This window comes from Rhodanobacter sp. TND4EL1, from assembly GCF_054061035.1.
Map to the genome: position 1 here is coordinate 99,574 of NZ_JBSSDT010000002.1, position 17,976 is coordinate 117,549.

Annotated in this window: 15 protein-coding genes; 7 read left to right on the forward strand and 8 right to left on the reverse strand. The window is 65.8% G+C overall.

The window, feature by feature from the left end; all coding sequences use genetic code 11:
• Positions 1-30: 30 nt before the first annotated feature.
• Positions 31-645, reverse strand: coding sequence for an SGNH/GDSL hydrolase family protein (locus ACVWWQ_RS07070; RefSeq protein WP_133948489.1), 615 nt, complete (start codon positions 643-645; stop codon positions 31-33).
• On the reverse strand, positions 645-1,886 hold the full coding sequence (locus ACVWWQ_RS07075) for an aminotransferase class I/II-fold pyridoxal phosphate-dependent enzyme (protein WP_133948487.1): 1,242 nt from the start codon (positions 1,884-1,886) through the stop codon (positions 645-647). Before ACVWWQ_RS07075 ends, ACVWWQ_RS07070 begins: the two co-directional genes overlap by 1 nt.
• 171 nt (positions 1,887-2,057) lie before the next feature.
• On the opposite strand from ACVWWQ_RS07075, the gene rsgA reads away from it, so the two are divergent.
• From rsgA to ACVWWQ_RS07100, 5 genes are all read left to right on the forward strand, one after another.
• Complete coding sequence (rsgA, locus tag ACVWWQ_RS07080) at positions 2,058-3,113, forward strand: ribosome small subunit-dependent GTPase A (protein ID WP_099652924.1); 1,056 nt, start codon at positions 2,058-2,060, stop codon at positions 3,111-3,113.
• Positions 3,114-3,227: 114 nt separating this feature from the next.
• The gene (locus ACVWWQ_RS07085) at positions 3,228-3,674 is read left to right on the forward strand and encodes a hypothetical protein (RefSeq protein ID WP_457383344.1); all 447 of its coding nucleotides are present in this window, start codon (positions 3,228-3,230) and stop codon (positions 3,672-3,674) included.
• A 2-nt stretch (positions 3,675-3,676) separates the two neighbouring features.
• Positions 3,677-4,960, forward strand: a complete 1,284-nt coding sequence (locus tag ACVWWQ_RS07090) for a flavohemoglobin expression-modulating QEGLA motif protein (RefSeq protein ID WP_208321579.1) — start codon at positions 3,677-3,679, stop codon at positions 4,958-4,960.
• Positions 4,961-5,063: 103 nt separating this feature from the next.
• Positions 5,064-7,379: an NADP-dependent malic enzyme gene (locus ACVWWQ_RS07095; RefSeq protein ID WP_099652921.1), complete on the forward strand. Its 2,316-nt coding sequence runs from the start codon at positions 5,064-5,066 to the stop codon at positions 7,377-7,379.
• A gap of 26 nt (positions 7,380-7,405) precedes the next feature.
• The gene (locus ACVWWQ_RS07100) at positions 7,406-8,419 is read left to right on the forward strand and encodes a glycosyltransferase (RefSeq protein WP_133948480.1); all 1,014 of its coding nucleotides are present in this window, start codon (positions 7,406-7,408) and stop codon (positions 8,417-8,419) included.
• A 15-nt stretch (positions 8,420-8,434) separates the two neighbouring features.
• Here the strand turns inward: ACVWWQ_RS07100 and ACVWWQ_RS07105 are convergent, their stop codons facing one another.
• Positions 8,435-9,400 (reverse strand): glycosyltransferase, encoded by a 966-nt coding sequence (locus ACVWWQ_RS07105; protein ID WP_166669709.1) that lies wholly within the window; start codon positions 9,398-9,400, stop codon positions 8,435-8,437.
• Positions 9,401-9,559: 159 nt separating this feature from the next.
• Between ACVWWQ_RS07105 and aceE the strand changes: the two genes are divergently transcribed.
• The gene (gene aceE, locus ACVWWQ_RS07110; RefSeq protein ID WP_133948476.1) at positions 9,560-12,259 is read left to right on the forward strand and encodes a pyruvate dehydrogenase (acetyl-transferring), homodimeric type; all 2,700 of its coding nucleotides are present in this window, start codon (positions 9,560-9,562) and stop codon (positions 12,257-12,259) included.
• Between the two features lie 58 nt (positions 12,260-12,317).
• Here aceE and ACVWWQ_RS07115 read toward each other — a convergent pair whose 3' ends face one another.
• From ACVWWQ_RS07115 to ACVWWQ_RS07135, 5 genes are all read right to left on the reverse strand, one after another.
• On the reverse strand, positions 12,318-13,919 hold the full coding sequence (locus ACVWWQ_RS07115) for an MFS transporter (RefSeq protein WP_133948474.1): 1,602 nt from the start codon (positions 13,917-13,919) through the stop codon (positions 12,318-12,320).
• A 234-nt stretch (positions 13,920-14,153) separates the two neighbouring features.
• Positions 14,154-14,486 carry a hypothetical protein gene (locus ACVWWQ_RS07120; protein ID WP_099653373.1) on the reverse strand — a complete coding sequence of 111 codons (333 nt, stop codon included), beginning with the start codon at positions 14,484-14,486 and terminating at the stop codon, positions 14,154-14,156.
• Positions 14,487-14,572: 86 nt separating this feature from the next.
• Positions 14,573-15,241 (reverse strand): glutathione S-transferase, encoded by a 669-nt coding sequence (locus ACVWWQ_RS07125; RefSeq protein WP_133948472.1) that lies wholly within the window; start codon positions 15,239-15,241, stop codon positions 14,573-14,575.
• A gap of 68 nt (positions 15,242-15,309) precedes the next feature.
• The gene (locus ACVWWQ_RS07130) at positions 15,310-16,227 is read right to left on the reverse strand and encodes an arginine deiminase-related protein (RefSeq protein WP_133948469.1); all 918 of its coding nucleotides are present in this window, start codon (positions 16,225-16,227) and stop codon (positions 15,310-15,312) included.
• A 29-nt stretch (positions 16,228-16,256) separates the two neighbouring features.
• Complete coding sequence (locus ACVWWQ_RS07135) at positions 16,257-17,522, reverse strand: MFS transporter (RefSeq protein ID WP_133948467.1); 1,266 nt, start codon at positions 17,520-17,522, stop codon at positions 16,257-16,259.
• A 146-nt stretch (positions 17,523-17,668) separates the two neighbouring features.
• Between ACVWWQ_RS07135 and ACVWWQ_RS07140 the strand changes: the two genes are divergently transcribed.
• A complete protein-coding gene (locus tag ACVWWQ_RS07140) occupies positions 17,669-17,971 on the forward strand; it encodes a DUF3247 family protein (protein ID WP_133948465.1) in 303 nt (100 codons plus the stop codon).
• The last annotated feature ends 5 nt before the right edge of the window (positions 17,972-17,976 follow it).

Here is a 17,976-nt window from a genome sequence, read left to right on the forward strand (position 1 = left end):
GCCGCAAATGCCTGGTGGCCGGCGCTCCCGTCAGTGTGTGCCGCCCAAGGCCTGCGCCGCCGCGGGGGCAATGGCTGCCAGCCACAGGCGGTACTGGGCGGCGGCGGGATGCAATCCGTCCGCGGCGACCAGGGCCGGATGCGCGCGGGAGATGCCGGTGATGTCCACGAAATGCGCGCCGCTGCGCGCGGCGGCATCGCAAGCGATGGCATTGAACGCATCCAGTTCCCGCGCAATTGTCGGGCGATCGCGACCCTGTTGACCGGCGAAGGGGGTCACCCCCCAGTCCGGAATCGACACCACCACCACCCGTTCGGCGTGATCACCGGCCAGGCCGATCGCGCGCGCCAACAGCGCGGTGAACTGCTCGCGGTATTCGTCCGCAGAGCGTCCGCGGTACTGGTTGTTCACGCCGATCTGCAGGGTGACCAGGGCGTACGGCGGTGTCAGCGTGGCTTCGTCCATTCCCCGCGAAAGCTCATCGGTGGTCCAGCCGGTGACCGCGATGATCTGCGGTTCGCTGAGGAGGCCGCGCCGCGAGCGCAAATCCCGCGCCAGCAGGGCCGGCCAGCACTCATCCACGGCCACGGCTTCGCCGATCGTGTAGGAATCGCCCAGCGCGAGGTATCCCGAGGCAGAGGTCATCAGGCTACGGCGGTCGCGACGGATTGCTCGCGCGCCATGCTGGCCAGTACACGTTCGATGCGCACGAATACCTCATGCATCTGCGCCGGCGGCGGCAACAAGGTCAGTCGGAAATGCCGGCTGCGCGGCACGTTGAAGCTGCTGCCGGGAACCACCAGTACCGATTCCTCTTCCAGCAGGCGCAGCGCAAAGGCCTCGTCGTCGAAATCCGGAATGCTGTCGGCGCGGACCTGGGGAAACGCGTAGAGCGCACCGTCGGGGGCAACCAGCTCCAGGTATGGGCTGGCGGCGACACCGTCGATCACGGCGCGGCGCGCTTCGTGCAGCCGGCCACCGGGCGCGGTCAGCGCGCCGATCGTGGGCGCGTCCTGCAGCGCCGGCAGTATGGCCCACTGCGCCGTGACATTGGCACACAGGCGCAACGCGGCCAGCAGCTGCAACGCATCGCGATAGGCGGCACTGCCGCGCGGATCGCCCGAAAGGCTCATCCAGCCGACCCGGTAGCCGCAGGCGCGATGCACCTTGGACAGGCCGCCGAAGCTCAGGCAGGGCAGCTCGCCGGCGACCTCCGCCAGCGGCTGGAAGCGGGCACCGTCGTAGAGAATCTCGTCGTAGATTTCGTCCGCCAGCAGCAGCAGGCGGTGCCGCGCGGCAATCGCCACCAGCCGCTCCAGCATGGCGCGCGGATAGGTCACGCCGGTGGGATTGTTCGGGTTGATCAGCACCAGTGCGCGGGTGCGCGGGGTGATCAGCGCTTCGATCTCGTCCGGATCAGGCAGGTGACCGTTGCGGGCCAGGCAGCGGTAATAGCGTGGCCGGCCGCCGTTGAGGATGGTGGCGGCGCTCCACAGCGGATAGTCCGGACTGGGCAGCAGCACCTCGTCGCCATCCTGCAGCAGAGCGCGCAACGACAGGTCGATCAGCTCGCTGACGCCATTGCCGATGAGGATGCGCTCGGCGTCCACGCCGCGGGCGCCCCGGGCACGCTGCTGCGCGGCGATCGCCTCGCGGGCGACCTCCAGCCCCTGTTCGTGGCCATAGGCCTCGCTGTCGTGCAGGTGGCTGGCGATCGCCTCGCGCAGGTGCGCCGGCGCTTCGAAACCGTAGCGACCGGGGTTGCCGATATTGAGCTTGATGATGTCCAGCCCGGCCGCTTCCAACTCGCGTGCGCGCCGGGTCAGCGCCCCGCGGATTTCATAGCGCACGTCCATCAGGTGCGCACTGGGTGTGATCGAGGCCAACGTGGATTCCTTGTCACAGGGGATGACAGGCGGCGTTCGTGCCGCCGGCAGCTCGATGCTAGCAGCGTGATGCAGCGCGGCGCGAGGGGCATTCGGGGCGGATTTCTGTTCATCGTCGGCTAGTCTTCAGGCAGGGCATAATCCCTCCCGTACCCGCCGACCAAAATCCCCATGAGCGATAGCGAAACGATCGAATGCATGCGCCGCATTGGCTGGCGCGGTGACGCGCTGCCCGGCAATGGCCTGCGCCTGGCGCGGGTGGTCGCCCAGCATCGCGCCGGCTACGAATTGCACGACGGTGAAACCCTGTTCGGCGCGCAGCCGGACGGGCGCTATCTGAAGCGCGGCATCGACCCGACCGAACGGCCGGTGGTCGGCGACTTTGTCGAGGTTGCCGAGGGCAAGCCGCCGCACATCGTCAACGTGCTGCCGCGTCGAACCATCCTGTCGCGCGCTGCCGCCGGCGAACGCTACGAGCGCCAGTTGATCGCCACCAATATCGATTACGTGCTGGTGCTGACCGGCCTGGACGGGGACTTCAACCCCGCGCGGATCGAACGCTACCTGTCGCTGACCGAGGATTCCGGCGCGCAGCCAGTGGTGCTGCTGAGCAAACTGGATACGCGCGAGGACGCCGCCGCACAGATTGCGGCATTGCGTGAGCGACTGCCGGCCAGCGTTCCGATTCATCCTTTGAACGGCAAGGATCCGGCCAGCGTGGCGCTGCTGGCGCCTTACCTGCAGCCGGGCGACAGTGCGGTGCTGGTGGGCTCCTCGGGGGCCGGCAAGTCCACGCTGACCAACACCTTGCTGGGCACCGCCACGATGGCCACCGCCGAGGTGCGCAGCCACGACAGCCGCGGTCGCCACACCACCACCCATCGTGCGCTGCTGCAGTTGCCCAGTGGCGGCTGCATGATCGACACCCCCGGCATGCGTGAACTCAAGCTCACCGGCGAGGAAAACCTCGACCTGTTCGCCGACATCGAGGCGCTGGCCGAGCGATGCCGCTTTGCCGACTGCAGCCACGGCAGCGAGCCTGGCTGTGCGGTGCAGGTGGCGCTGGATACCGGCGAACTGGCGCCCGGGCGCTGGCGCAACTACCTCAAGCTGCACGACGAGCGCGAGGAGCAGGCCGCCACGCTGGAGGCACGTCTGCGCCGCCAGCGCGGCGGCCGTCCGATCGACCGTCCGCACGGTCACCGCGGGCAGCGCGAACGCGACTGAGTGGTGTCTTCTGCCAAGACCTGAACGTACCGCCCAGCCTCTACCATCCCCTTCATTGACGCAGGGGCTCGCATGCAACGACTGTCATCCAGCAGCACCGGGTTCTACAAGCGCGTGTTTCCGGTGCTGTGGTTCGGATTCATCGCGCTTTTCCTCGCGTTTGCGCTGTGGGCGCGACTTCACCCTGACAGCGTCGACGGCGCGCCGCCGGACCTGATGTTTCTTGTCATGCCGCTGTTGATGGGGGCGATCGGATGGGTGGTCTATCGTCGAGTGGTGTCCGACCTGATGGACGAGGTCTGGCTGGACGGCGACTGGCTGGTGGTGACGAACCGCGGCGAAAAGCGCCGTGTGCCGCTGACCGACGTGATGAATGTCAACGCCACCACGACGACCAATCCGCGACGAATTACCGTGATGTTGCGCACCGCGACCCCGTTCGGATCCGAGTTGAACTTCATGCCCGCCAGTCCGCGCAGGCTGTTCAGCCTGTTCCAGCCCGATCCTGTCGTGATGAACCTGATCCGGCGCGTTGATGCCCTCCGGCAGGCGGCCCGGTGAGCATGGCCGGTTCCACCGTGATGCCCGGACTGGAGCGCTACGCCGCGCTCGACCAGCGGCTGCTCGCCGCCGTGCGCGGGATCCGAATCCTGCCCACGGTGGCGTGGCCGGCGTCGCTGGAAAACCGGATGATCGACGCCTACAGCAAGGGCAACTTCATCCTGCCCGAGGTGACGTACACGCGGCCGGACCTGACGGCAGTACGCGCCGAACTGGTGGCCATCGAAGCGGCGGCGGGCGGCGCGGATCCGCATGACATCGATCCGCTCGGCGACTACCTGCGACGCACCGCCGAGTCGTGGCGCATGGCCGCGGAAATGCTGGAACTGGTCGGGACCGCAGGAGTCACTGCGCCGTCGATCGCGCTGTATGGTCGTCCCGACGACCTGATTCCCGGCAGCCAGCGCAGCAATCTGGATGCCGCGCGCTATTTCGTTGCGCTGTCCGACGAGCTCGGTGCCGACCTGCTGGCCGACGACAGCATCGTGAACATGCCGGCAGACGCACTGCGCGCCGACCTTGCTGCCACCCTTGATGACTTCTTCGGCATCGGCACGATCAGTGTGGAAGTGGATGCCGAGCTGACCGCCAAGGCTGCCGCCGGCGCTACCCGCATCCGCCTGCGCGGCGGCGAATCCTTCAGCGAATACGACCGTCACCAGTTGCTGGCGCATGAGGCCTTCGTGCACTCGTTGACGGCATTGAATGGCCGCCGACAGCCGCTGCTGGGGTCGCTGGCGCGTACCTCGCCGCGAGTCACCGCCACCCAGGAAGGGCTGGCGGTGTTCGCCGAGCTGATGTCCGGCGCCATCGACATTACCCGGCTGAAGCGGATCAGTCTGCGCATCCTGGCCATCGACATGGCGCTCAACGGCGCCGACTTCGTCGAGGTCTACAAGTACTTCAGCCTGTGCGGACAGAGCGCCGCCGACAGTTTCCACTCGGCCCAGCGCGTGTTCCGCGGCGTGCCACTGGGCGGTGGCGCCGCGTTCGCCAAGGACAACGTCTACCTGTCCGGCCTGCTCACCGTGCACACCTTCTTCCGCTGGGCGTTGCGGCAGCGGCGGATGGATCTGCTGCGTCATCTGTTCGCCGGCAAGCTGACCCTGCACGACGTGATCGCGCTGCAGCCGCACTTCGAGTCCGGCGCGATCCTGCCGCCGCGGTGGCTGCCGCCGTGGATGCAGCACGTGCATGGACTGGCCGGCAAGCTGGCGTTCTCGGTCTTCGTCAACGGCATCCAGCTGGGCCAGGTGCAAGGCGACGACTGGCTGGCCGGCATCTGAACCCGCACCGCGGCCGGGGCCGGCGCAGGCCGCGCCGGTGTTAACATCACGCCACGTCGGCTGCTTCGCGGCCCGCGCTCCTTCACATGACAAAACGCATCCCATGAGCCTCCCCGAAGAACTGCGCCTCGCTGCACTCGAATATCACCGCCTGCCGCGTCCGGGCAAGATCAAGGTCACCCCGACCACCTCGCTGCTGACCCAGCGTGATCTGTCGCTGGCGTATTCACCCGGCGTGGCGGCGGCCTGCGATGCGATCGTCGAGGATCCGACTTCAGCGGCCGAATACACCGCCCGTTCGAACCTGGTGGCGGTGATCACCAACGGCACCGCGGTGCTCGGCCTGGGCAACATCGGCCCGCTGGCGAGCAAGCCGGTGATGGAAGGCAAGGGCGTGCTGTTCCAGAAGTTCGCCGGCATCGACGTGTTCGACATCGAGATCGACGAGAACGACCCGGACAAGCTGGTCGACATCATCGCCAGCCTGGAACCGACCTTCGGCGGCATCAACCTCGAAGACATCAAGGCGCCTGAATGTTTCGTCGTCGAGCGCAAGCTGCGCGAGCGCATGAAGATCCCGGTATTCCACGATGACCAGCACGGCACCGCCATCATTGTCGGTGCCGCCGTGCTGAATGCGCTGGAAGTGGTCGGCAAGCGCATCGAGGAGGTGCGGGTGGCCACCACCGGCGCCGGTGCGGCCGGCATTTCCTGTCTCGACATGCTGGTGGCGTTGGGCGTGAAGCCCGAGCACATCGTGGCGTTTGACCGCGAAGGCGTGATCCACAGCGAACGCACCGGCCTGGATCCGGACAAGCAGCGCTACGCGCGTGACACCAAGGCGCGCAGCCTGGCCGAGATCGTCGATGGCGCGGACATCTTCCTCGGTCTGTCAGCCGGCGGCATCCTAAAGCCGGAAATGGTCGCCACGATGGCGGAGCGGCCGATCATCTTCGCGCTGGCGAACCCGAATCCGGAGATCACTCCGGAAGACGCCAAGGCGGTGCGACCGGACTGCATCATGGCCACCGGACGCTCGGATTATCCGAACCAGGTCAACAACGCGTTGTGCTTCCCGTACCTGTTCCGCGGCGCGCTGGACGTGGGCGCCACGGTGATCAACGAGGCGATGAAGATTGCCTGCGTGCGCGCGATCGCCGCGCTTGCGCGCATGGAGGCCGGTGACCTGGCCGGCGCCTACGCCGGTGAAGTCCCCACCTTCGGCCCCGAGTACCTGATCCCGCGCCCGTTCGATCCGCGCCTGCTGGTGATGCTGTCCTCGGCGGTGGCACAGGCGGCAATGGATTCCGGCGTGGCCACACGCCCGCTGGAAGACATGGAGGCATATCGCGAGAAGCTCGGCCAGTTCATCTACCGCACCGGCCTGTTGATGAAGCCGGTGTACGAACGTGCCCGTGCCAACCAGCAGCGCGTGGTGTATGCCGAGGGCGAAGAGGAGGTCGTGCTGCGTGCGGTGCAGACGGTGATCGACGATCGCCTTGCCCGTCCGATTTTGATTGGTCGTCCGGACGTGATCGAGACCCGCATCCAGCGACTGGGACTGCGCATGCGCGTCGGTGTCGATTTCGAGCTGACCAACATCAATGACGATCCGCGTTTCAACGACTACTGGCAGCAGTACCACGCGCTGACCGAGCGCCGCGGCGTAACGCCGGCGGCGGCCAAGAATCTGTTGCGTTCGCGACCCACTTTGATCGCCACGCTGATGGTCGAGCGCGGCGAGGCGGACGCGATGATCTGCGGTTTGGTGGGTCGTTACCACAAGAAACTCGGCTACCTGCGCAGCGTGTTCGGTCTGGATCCGGGCGTGCAGTGCACGTCGGCGATGACCGGTGTGATCAACGAGAAGGGGGCGTGGTTCTTCCTCGACACCCATGTGCAGCTCGACCCGAGCGCCGAGCAGATCGCCGATGCCACGTTGCAGGCAACCTACCGGCTCAAGCTGTTTGGCATCGAGCCGAAGGTGGCACTGCTGTCGCACTCCAACTACGGCAGCCATGACAACCCGAGCGCCGCCAAGATGCGCAAGGTCCGCGAGATCCTCAGGGCGCGCGCACCGAAACTGAACATGGATGGCGAAATGCAGGCCGACACCGCGTGGGACGAGACCCTGCGCCAGCGGATCTTCCCGAACACCACGCTGGAAGGACGGGCCAACCTGTTCGTGATGCCGAACCTGGACGCGGCCAACATCACGTATAACATCATCCGGGTGATGACCGACGGCGTCGCGATCGGGCCGATCCTGATGGGCGTGGACAAGCCGGCGCATATCCTGACTCCGGCCTCGTCCGCGCGGCGGGTGGTCAACATGACCGCGATCGCTGCAGTCGATGCCCAGATCCGCGCGGCACAGCGCGGCACCGGCCGCGGCACGCTGCGCGACGAAGCTACCTGACACATGCAGGGGATCCGGGGGGGAGCATGATCAAAAATCAGCCGGCGGCAATCGCTGCTGCACAAGGGTTGCCGACCTGCAGTGTGCTGGTGATTGCTTACCGGATGCAGGGCACCATCGCCGAAGCACTGCGCTCCGCGCTGGCGCAGACCGTGCCGTGCGAGATCATCGTTTCCGATGACTGCTCCGATGACGACACGATCGCGGTTGCCGAGGCGGTCGTGCACGGGTATGAGGGACCACACCGCGTGCGCGTGCGCCGCACCCCGCATAATCTCGGCCTGTGCGCACATCTCAATGATCTTGCCGCGATTGCCGAAAGCGAGGTGCTGGTGTGCATGGCCGGTGACGACGTGGCCTATCCACAGCGCGTCGAGCGGCTGCTGGCAGAGTTCGCGGCGCATCCAGCCGCGCAAGTGGTCGGCTCCGCCGTCGACGACATCGACAGCGTCGGCACGCGTCTTGCGTCGAGCGTGCGTGGCATGCCGGCGCTGCTCGACCAGCGCTGGTTCCTGCGCCGGGGCAAGATGCAGACCGTGCTCGGCGCGTCGATGGCATTGCGGCGCGAACTGCTGACCGGGTTTCCGCCATTGCAAGGCAAGGTCGAGGACAACATGCTCAGTCTGCGTGCGGCGCTGCTCGGCGAGTGCCGCTGCCTGCCCGAGGCCCTGCTTGGCTATCGACGTCACGGCAACAATCTCAACGATTGGGTGTTCGACCGCAGCGGCAAGGATTATCCCACCTATGAGCGGCGCAACCGCCGGGTGCTCGCGATGTATCGCGACATCGCCGCCGATCAGGAACGCTGCGTCGCGGAACGCCCCGATCTGCCCGCGCCGCGGCGGCAGCTGGCGCTGGAGCTGGCGGCGATGTACCGGCTGGAGGCGGAGATGCGCGAGATGCTGCTCGACAAGTCGCGCGACCAGTGGTTTGGTCTGTTATGGCAGGGGCTGAAACACCCCGGTCTGCGTCGCAAGAGCGTCGAGCGTGCCTTGAAGTTGCTGTTGCCGCGGCGCTGGTTCGGGCGCTCGACGCGCTAGCGATAACTGAACAGATCACGCCTTCGCGGGATCGAACGACGCATCGACCAGTTCGGGCTCCCCGCGGGCGCGATGAAGTTTGCGCAGCACCCGACTCTGCAGCCTTATCGCATTGAATGCCGCCGAGCGCTGGCCATGCGACGCTGGGTCGCGTTCACGCCAGATCGCACGCAACAGCGGCAGGCGTGACTGCCCGGAGACCGCGATTTCCAGGGCTTGCAGTGTGCGGGCGGCGCTCCCGTTGCCATCGAAACGACTCCCGATCAGAGCCTGCAGCAACAGCTTGCGTTCGTTGAACCAGGCGCGATTGCGACTGGGTGGCCTGACTCGATCCGCTGTGCCGAGTGACGAGAACGCTTCCTGGTGGCGGCGGAACTGTACCAGCGCCTGGTCCACGTAGACGATGCCGTTGCGCGCGGCGGCAAACATCGCCAATACCCAGTCGTAGTAGAGGCCCGGTGGCAGCGGCCGCACTTCCTCGAACAGGCTGCGCCGCAGCAACGCGGCGTGGCCCGATACCGAGTTGGCGAACACGAACTGCATCAGCGAGGTTCCGCGCAGCATGTCGAGGTCGTCGGAAATGCGGCGCCCGCTCGGGCGGTCGTCGCTGTCGATGTATTCAGAATCGCAATAGGCCAGATCGTGTTCGCCGATCGCGGCGAGCAGCGTGGCCAGCTTGTCCGGCTGCCAGAAGTCATCCTGGTCGCTGGGTGCGAGAAATTCACCGCGGCACAGCGACATGGCGCGCTCGAAGCTCCGCGTGGGGCCGAGGTTTTGCGGGTTGACGTGCAGTTGCACGCGTGGATCGCGCTCCATGTACTCGCGCAGCAGGGCGACGCTGCCGTCCCGCGAGCCGTCATCCACGGCCACCACCTCGATGCGGACATCGCGCTGGGCCAGGATCGAGTCGAGCTGCCGGCGCAGGAAGCGCGCACCGTTGTACACGCTCAATGCCACCGAGATCAGGGGTCGCTGGGTCATGGTCGTCCGCATCGATGAGGCTTCGTGTCAAGTACGACCATGGTAGCGAAAACGGTCAAAAACCGAATGTTGTATGGCGCACCCTTCCGTCGAAAGCTAGAATCGAGGACTTAATCTGCTCACTACGAGGCGTGGCCACGGGGCCCGCGGAGAATCTTCATGGATCAGCTCGACGACATCCTCAACCAGGACCTCGACCCCACCGAAACCCGCGAGTGGATGGATTCGCTCGATGCGGTGATCCAGCACGATGGCACCGAGCGCGCGCATTTCCTGCTGGAGAAGATGGTCGACACCACCCGTCGCTCGGGCGGCTACCTGCCATTCAATCCGACCACCGAATACGTCAACACGATCCCTCCCAGCCAGGAAGCCAAAAGCCCGGGCGACGCCGCGATGGAATGGCGCATCCGCTCGCTGATCCGCTGGAACGCGATGGCGATGGTCGTCCGCGCGAACCGCAAGCCGGGCGAGCTGGGCGGTCACATCGCCAGCTTCGCCTCCAGCGCCACGCTCTACGACGTGGGCTTCAACCATTTCTGGCGCGCGCCCAGCGCCGATCATCCGGGCGACCTGATCTTCCATCAGGGCCACTCCAGCCCGGGCATCTACGCACGCTCGTTCCTCGAAGGCCGTCTGGCCGAGGACCAGCTCGACCTGTTCCGCATGGAAGTGGTCGGCAAGGGTCGGGCGCTGTCGTCGTATCCGCATCCATGGCTGATGCCGGATTACTGGCAGGTGCCGACCGTATCGATGGGCCTGGGCCCGATCCAGGCGATCTACCAGGCGCAGTTCTTCAAGTACCTCGAGAACCGCGGCCTGGTGCCCAAGAGCGACCGCAAGATCTGGTGCTTCCTGGGCGACGGCGAGACCGACGAGCCGGAGTCGCTGGGCGCGATCTCGCTGGCCGGTCGCGAGGGCCTGGACAACCTGATCTTCGTGATCAACTGCAACCTGCAGCGTCTGGACGGTCCGGTGCGCGGCAACGGCAAGATCATCCAGGAGCTGGAAGGCGTGTTCCGTGGCGGTGGCTGGAATGCGATCAAGCTGGCCTGGGGCAGTTACTGGGACCCGCTCCTGGCGCGCGACCACAAGGGCGTGCTGCGCAAGCTGATGATGGAAACCGTCGATGGCGAATACCAGGCTTGCAAGGCATTCGGCGGCGCGTACACGCGCGAGCACTTCTTCGGCAAGTATCCGGAGACGCGCGAGATGGTCGCCAACCTCAGCGACGATGACATCTGGCGCTTGAACCGTGGTGGCCATGACCCGCACAAGGTCTATGCCGCCTATCACGCGGCATCGAACACCAAGGGCATGCCCACGGTGATCCTGGCCAAGACGGTCAAGGGTTACGGCATGGGCCTGGGCACGGGCGAGTCGCAGAACCCGACCCATCAGCAGAAAAAGCTGGACGACGAGTCGGTGCGGCATTTCCGTGACCGCTTCCAGATTCCGATTGCCGACGACAAGCTGCGGGACGAAGTGCCGTACTACCACCCGGGCAAGGATTCGCCGGAAGTGCAGTACATGATGGAACGCCGCAAGGCGCTCGGCGGCTTCCTGCCGCAGCGCCGGCGCAAGGCCGAGGCCAAGCTGAAGGCGCCGGAGCTGTCCGCGTTCGAGCAGATCACCAAGGGCACCGGCGAGCGCGAGATCTCCACCACCATGGCGCTGGTGCGCGGCATCAACCTGCTGCTGCGCGACAAGCAGCTGGGCGAGCGCGTGGTGCCGATCGTGGCCGACGAGGCACGTACGTTCGGCATGGAAGGCATGTTCCGCCAGATCGGCATCTACGCGCCGTTCGGCCAGAAGTACAAGCCGCAGGATTCGGACCAGCTGCTGTATTACCGCGAAGACCAGAAGGGCCAGGTGCTGCAGCAGGGCATCAGCGAAGCCGGCGGCATGGCCTCGTGGATGGCGGCGGCGACCAGCTATTCGAACAGCAACCAGGCGATGCTGCCGTTCTTCATCTATTACTCGATGTTCGGTTTCCAGCGCATCGGTGACCTGTGCTGGGCCGCCGGCGACATGCGCGCGCGCGGCTTCCTGGTCGGTGGCACCGCGGGCCGCACCACGTTGAACGGCGAAGGCCTGCAGCACGAAGATGGCCATTCGCACCTGATGGCCGGCGCGATCCCGAACGTGAAGGCGTATGACCCGACCTTCTCGTACGAGGTGGCGGTGATCCTGCAGGACGGCGTGCGCAGCATGATGCAGGAGCAGGAAGACCACTACTACTACATCACCGTGATGAACGAGAACTACAGCCATCCCGACCTGCCCAAGGGCAGTGAGGAAGGCATCATCAAGGGCATGTATCTGTTCAAGGATGGCGGCAAGGCGAAGAAGGGCGAGCCGCGCGTGCAGCTGCTCGGCTCGGGCACGATCCTGCGCGAGGTGATTGCGGCGGCCGAACTGTTGGAGAAGGATTTCGGCGTGAAGTCCGACATCTGGTCCTGCCCCAGCTTCGTGGAGCTGCGCCGCGACGGTTTCGATGCCGAGCGCTGGAATCGCCTGCATCCGGAAGCGGAGCAGCGCGTGCCGTATGTCACCGGTTTGCTCGACGGACGTTCCGGTCCGGCGGTTGCCGCCACCGATTACGTGCGCGAGTTTGCCGACCAGATCCGTGCCTTCATGCCCGACGGCATGCGCTACACCGTGCTCGGTACCGATGGCTTCGGCCGCTCGGACACGCGTGCGCACCTGCGTGATTTCTTCGAGGTTGATCGCTACTGGATCGCGCACGCGGCGCTGGCTGCGCTGGCGAAGGACGGCAAGATGAACGCGAAGGACGTCAGTCGCGCCATCAAGGAATACAAGCTCGACCAGGACAAGCCCAATCCGTTGACCGTTTGAGCTTTGGCGTCAGCCATGTGCAACGAAAAGCCGCCGTCAGGCGGCTTTTCGTTGGCGGCTATTCGGCCAGCGCGCGCTGGATCGCCTCCAGTCCCTGTCCGCGTGTTTCGATGCCGCTGCGAGCCAGCATCCAGCCTGCCAGAGCCATCGGCACGGCGATCAGCAGCGCCGACAGCATGAAATGGCCGAACAATCCGGCGACACCGAGCAAGGCGCCCAGAATCCCGCCAAGCTTGGAGCCGGCGGCAATCAAGCCCGCACCGGTGCTGCGCAGATGGGCCGGATAGATTTCGGCGGCATACGGGATCAGCGTGGCGATGACCCCGCTGACACTCAGCAGCAGCGCGACTGTGCCCGCCGTGGTGAGTGCGCTGGAGCGGAGCTGGCTGGCGTCGATAAGCAGGAAGCCAAGTAGCGACAGGGCGGTCAAGCCGACGAACAGCGCCAGCGTGCGGATACTGCTCCAGCGCTGGTAAAGCGCCACCACCAGCGCGCTGCCCGGCAGGGCCATGATCGCCGAACGCGCCAGCAACGCGGCGGATTGATGCGCATCGACGCCCAGCTTCACCAGGTTCTCCGGCAGCCACAGCAGGAAGCCGAAGTTCACCAGCCCCCAGCCCACGGCACCGACCATCAGGCCCCAGCTGATCGCCGCGTGTTTTCCGCGCAACAGCTGACGCATGCTCTGCTGCTGGATGGCACGATGGCCATCGTGCGAAGCCGCGTCCCTGGCCACCGTGAGCCCCATCGACGCGCCACAGAATTGTTGCAGTACCGCCTGCGCCTGATCATGCAGTCCGGCCAGCGCGAGGAAGCGCGGCGACTCGGGAATGTAGCGGTTGAGCAGCACGATCAATGCGCCGGTCGGCAGGTTGAGCAGCCACAGCGCGCGCCAGCTGAAAGTCGGCTCCACCAAGGCTGCGGCACCCGATGCCAGCAGATAGCCGGCCGAGGTGCCGACGCCGCCCAGCGCGACCAGTAGCCAGCCGCGATGGCGGGTCGGAATGGTTTCGGCCATCAGGGTGAAAGTGATTGGCAGCATGCCTCCCGCGGCAGCGCCCATCATGAAACACATCAGCAGATTCCAGCCGAATGAAGGCATCGCGCCGCAGATGGACGTGCCCATGAACAACAGTGCCGACAGCAGGATGCTGGCACGCCGACCGAACAGGTCGCCCAGCCGGCCCCAGATCACCGAACCCACCGCCGTTCCACCCAGCGCCGACAGCGCCAGCAAGGCGGTCACCGAGGAGCCGAGCCCGTATTCGGCCGCCAGACCGGGCATCACGAAGCCGATCGTGGCAGGCTTCATCACGTCCACGGCCAGCGCCAGTGCCAGCACTCCGACCAGTTTCCAGTGTTCACGATTGAGTGGAATGTTGTCGGCGAAATCGAATGGCAGTGGTTGGCGGCCGGCGCCCGCGGTGCGACGCATCTGCTCCAGCCGCGGCATCAGTCCGTAGGCGGCCAGCAATACGCCCAGCGGTACCAGCACCATGCCCACCAGCATCGCGCGGTCCATCGGCATGCCAGCCAGTTGGTAATGCATCGGTGCGGCCATCGCCAGCATCGGCAGATGCGCCAGTACGCCTGCGATGATCAGCGCGGTGCCTGACCAGAAGGCAATCGGATGGTGGAAGGACAGACTTCTGGAAAGCATGCGCTGGCTTGGCGGGGGCAGAATCGTTCGAATGAGGGCGGGCCCCGGGAGGATGCGAACCACCAAGCCAGGCTGCATCTCCACGCGGCCCGGCGTTGATCGCAGCGGATCGCTGCATGATGCCTCAATCTCCAGCGCGAAGTTCAGTTCGCGGGCGGACGTTCAAGCCCGACCCATCGGGGACATGAAAAGCCCGCCGGAAGGCGGGCTTTTCATGTCCCCGATGGCGAAGGATTACTCTTCGTCGTCACTGCGAAATGCGCGACGAAGCAACAGGAACGCACCAATGGTGCCGGCCACGATGGCCACCGACGCCACCGGATGGCGATTCACGTTGCGGCGCAGCCGGCGATACTGGTAGTTCGCCTCGTCGGCGAAATCCTCGGCGGCCATGGTCAGCTGCCGGCTGTAGTCGCGGCGCTTGTCGAAGCGCTGCCGGATATTGCGGCGTCCACGCTCCAGCAGATCCTGTGCGCTGCTGGTGGCGCCGTCGGCGTAATAGCGAGCCCGCTCGCCGGCCCGCTCGGCGGTGTCCTGCAGCTGGCGTCCAATATCGTGTTTGCGCATGGTCATCTCCTTGGCGTCTGAGCACTCAGGCTGGCAGCGACGCCGTGAGTGATGCGTAAACGGAACACTCAGCCATCGGCTTGCGTTCAGCCAAGTTTGTACTCGCCGCCCTTTTCCAGCGCGCGCCGGTAGGCTGGGCGGGCGTGGATGCGCTGCAGGAACGCGCTCAGCCGTGGATGGCTGGCATCGAGCCCGCCGCGTGCCGCGAACGCTTCCAGCGGAAAGCTCAGCTGGATGTCGGCGGCACCGAAGGCGTCACCGACGAACCATTCGCTGTCGGCCAGTTCGCCTTCGAGGTAGTCCAGGTGCAGTCGCAGCTGCGGGTCGATGAACGTGCGCATCACCTTGTGCGCGATGCTTTTGGCAATCGGCTTGACGAAAAACGGCGCCGGCGCGGTTTCCACCCGGCGAAACACCAGCTTCATCAGCAACGGCGGCATCGCCGAGCCTTCCGCGTAGTGCAGCCAGTAATTGCAGCGCAGCCGTGCCGGCGTGCCATGCGCAGGAATCAGCGCGCCGGCGCCGTAGCGGTCGGCAAGGTATTCGATGATGGCGCCGGACTCGGCCAGCACCAGTTCGCCGTCGGTGATCACCGGCGACTTGCCCAGCGGATGCACGCGCTTGAGTTCCGGGGGCGCCAGCATGGTCTTCGGATCGCGCTGGTAACGCTTGATCTCGTAGGGGACGCCGAGCTCTTCGAGCAGCCACAGGATACGCTGCGAGCGCGAGTTGTTCAGATGATGGACGGTGATCATGCGGGCTTCCGTGATGCTGGAGGGGTGACGTCATGCGTCGCCATGCCGGGGTTTACGAAAATCGGGGCTCAATAGATCTCACCCACGCAGCAGCGCAGGCTGCCGCCAGCCTTCTCGATTTCCCCCAGCTCCACCGAACCCAGCGCAAAACCGTATTGACGCAGTGCTTCGACCTGTTCCGGTCGCAGCGACGTGGCGGCGCGGGCGCTCATCCACACGCGATCGTCGGACAAGGTGATCGCATTGCCGGCAAAATCCTGCTTCTGCTCCGGGCTCAGCCAGACCGCGCGACCACCGCAGGCGCTGGCGATCGCCTGCGCGGCTGCCGGGTCCCGAAGTCCGTCCGCCGCGATGATTACCGCGCGGCTGGCCAGCAGGGTCAGGACCACGTTCGTGTGGTACTCGCCCTCGGCCAGCTCGAAGCAGAACATCAGGCGCAGGTTGAAGGCCTTCAACATGGCTTGAGCGCCGGCCATGTCGCAGCGCTCGCTGAGCCCGCAATAGCCCACGCCGCGTGCCCGGTCGATGATCAGCGAGCCGGTCAGTTCGGCGACCAGATCCTCGCAGCCGGACAGATCGATCTCGTCGTAACCCAGCACGTCGCCGAAAAAGTCTCGGATGTCGGTGCGGGTTGCCTCGCGCTGGCGCACCGGGTGGCGCATGCGGCCCACGATCAAGCGGCCTGGCGCCGTGGCGAACACGTTGTTCGGAAACACCGCGTCGGGCGTGGCCGGATCGCCGGGAAACGTAATCACCGGCAAGTCGGCTCGCAAGGCCTGCGCCAAGGCACTGTGCTGGGCCAGCGCCTTCAACGGATCGACGGCCAGATCCATGTCCATGTAACGGTTGTCGCGTGCGGATTCCGCCGCCAGGCTGAACTCGGCCGGTGCCACCAGATAAGCCGCCCGCGCCGTTGCCGAGGCGTCAGGAAGGGGCGGCAGCCTGGCGAAGGCTTCGAGGAATTCGTTCGGCGAGGTGGTGATCACGCAACGCTCCGGTGGTGGCTGTTCGGGTCTCAAAGGATAGCGGGCGGTGAACTTTCCGTCGTGTTTGCTTCCACGTACAACTTCTGACGTCGGCGCAGGCCCGGAAACATGCCCATCCACAAGCCGACCACCATCAGGGTGCCGATACCGCCGACCAGGGTCGCGCCGACCGCGCCCAGCCATGCGGCCAGCATGCCCGACTCGAATTCACCCAGCTGGTTCGAAGTGTTGATGAAGATCGCGTTGACCGCACTGACCCGCCCGCGCATGTCGTCCGGCGTATCCAGTTGCACCAGTGAGCCGCGGATCACCATGCTGACCATGTCGAACGCACCGAGGGCGAACAGCGCAAGCAGCGACAGCCACAGCAGGGTGGACACGGCAAAGACCAGGGTGGCCAGACCAAATCCGGCCACGGAGGCGAACATGATCCTGCCGACATGCCGCTGCATCGCGTGTCGCGCCAGCCACACCGACATCAGCAGCGCGCCCATCGCCGGCGCCGCCCGCAGCAGGCCCAGACCCCAGGGGCCGGTATGCAGGATGTCCTTGGCGAAAATCGGCAGCAAGGCGGTGGCGCCGCCCAGCAGCACGGCGAACAGATCCAGCGAGATCACGCCCAGCACGTCAGGGCGGCGACGGATGAAATGCACGCCGGCGAACATGGTTTTCAACGTCGCTGGCTCGCGCTTCGGTGGTGCGTGCTCGTAACGCAGCCTTGCCATCAGGGTGATCGAGACCAGGTACAACCCCGCGCAGGTCGCATACACCACACCGGGGCCCGCTACATACAGAAAGCCGCCAAGTGCCGGGCCCATGATCATCGCCGCCTGACCCGCCGAACCGTTCACCGCCATCGCCCGCGGCAGCACCTCGGCAGGCACCAGGGCGGGCAGCATTGACTGCAGCGCGGGAAATTCAAACGCCTTGGCGATGCCGATGACGAACACCAGCAGCAGGATCCCGGCCTCGTGGATGCCATGCGCCAGGCTGAGTCCGGCCAGTATCGCGATGGCGATCCATTCGGCCACCTGGCCGAGCAGCACGATGCGACGCCGTTCGAACTGGTCGGCGACATGGCCGGCCGGCAGCGCCAGCAGCACCGAGGGGATGAACTGCACCAGGCCAATCAGGCCCAGGTCGAAGGCCCGTCCGGTGAGGGCGTAAATCTGCCAGCCGACCGCGACGGACAACATCTGGAAGCCGAAGCCCGAGGCGATCCGGGCGAACCAGAACGCGACGAAGGCAGGGTGTCGCCGCAGCGAATCCGCGGCGAGATTGCGGGGGAGAGGCATGGCTTGTCCTTGCGGGGCGGTCATTATCCGGCCATCCCGTACCCGTGGGAAAGCATTGCCGATTCAGCCGGCAGAGGCCGAATTGACGCCGTCTTGCCACTTTGCAGCCTAGCGTCGACGGTAACTTCGTGCGGGAGACCAGGGCGATGAGTCGTCAGGCGGAACGGGTTTACACCGACAAAAGCAGCATTCGTCACATTGAAGCACTGGTGGACGAATTGCCTGCCAACGGGCACGTGGTACTGCTGCTCAAGGATGGCAGCAGCTGCGACGGCGTGGTGAGCACGCGCCCCAATGTGCAGGTCTTTCGCGATGGCGCCGATCAGGAGGGGATCAACGCCACCGTGCAGCTGGAGCGTCCCGATGCGCCTGACTGGCATCGCCGGGTCTGGCTGGACCAGATCGTGCGAGTGGAACATCTCGATTCGACGATGGCCAGCGAGAATTGAAGGAG

Bases quoted from the DNA above. Each gene is read 5' to 3' on its own strand.
- ACVWWQ_RS07070 (WP_133948489.1), bottom strand. From the start codon at position 645: ATGACCTCTGCCTCGGGATACCTCGCGCTGGGCGATTCCTACACGATC.
- rsgA (WP_099652924.1), top strand. From the start codon at position 2,058: ATGAGCGATAGCGAAACGATCGAATGCATGCGCCGCATTGGCTGGCGC.
- ACVWWQ_RS07090 (WP_208321579.1), top strand. From the start codon at position 3,677: ATGGCCGGTTCCACCGTGATGCCCGGACTGGAGCGCTACGCCGCGCTC.
- ACVWWQ_RS07095 (WP_099652921.1), top strand. From the start codon at position 5,064: ATGAGCCTCCCCGAAGAACTGCGCCTCGCTGCACTCGAATATCACCGC.
- ACVWWQ_RS07100 (WP_133948480.1), top strand. From the start codon at position 7,406: ATGATCAAAAATCAGCCGGCGGCAATCGCTGCTGCACAAGGGTTGCCG.
- ACVWWQ_RS07105 (WP_166669709.1), bottom strand. From the start codon at position 9,400: ATGACCCAGCGACCCCTGATCTCGGTGGCATTGAGCGTGTACAACGGT.
- aceE (WP_133948476.1), top strand. From the start codon at position 9,560: ATGGATCAGCTCGACGACATCCTCAACCAGGACCTCGACCCCACCGAA.
- ACVWWQ_RS07115 (WP_133948474.1), bottom strand. From the start codon at position 13,919: ATGCTTTCCAGAAGTCTGTCCTTCCACCATCCGATTGCCTTCTGGTCA.
- ACVWWQ_RS07120 (WP_099653373.1), bottom strand. From the start codon at position 14,486: ATGCGCAAACACGATATTGGACGCCAGCTGCAGGACACCGCCGAGCGG.
- ACVWWQ_RS07125 (WP_133948472.1), bottom strand. From the start codon at position 15,241: ATGATCACCGTCCATCATCTGAACAACTCGCGCTCGCAGCGTATCCTG.
- ACVWWQ_RS07135 (WP_133948467.1), bottom strand. From the start codon at position 17,522: ATGCCTCTCCCCCGCAATCTCGCCGCGGATTCGCTGCGGCGACACCCT.
- ACVWWQ_RS07140 (WP_133948465.1), top strand. From the start codon at position 17,669: ATGAGTCGTCAGGCGGAACGGGTTTACACCGACAAAAGCAGCATTCGT.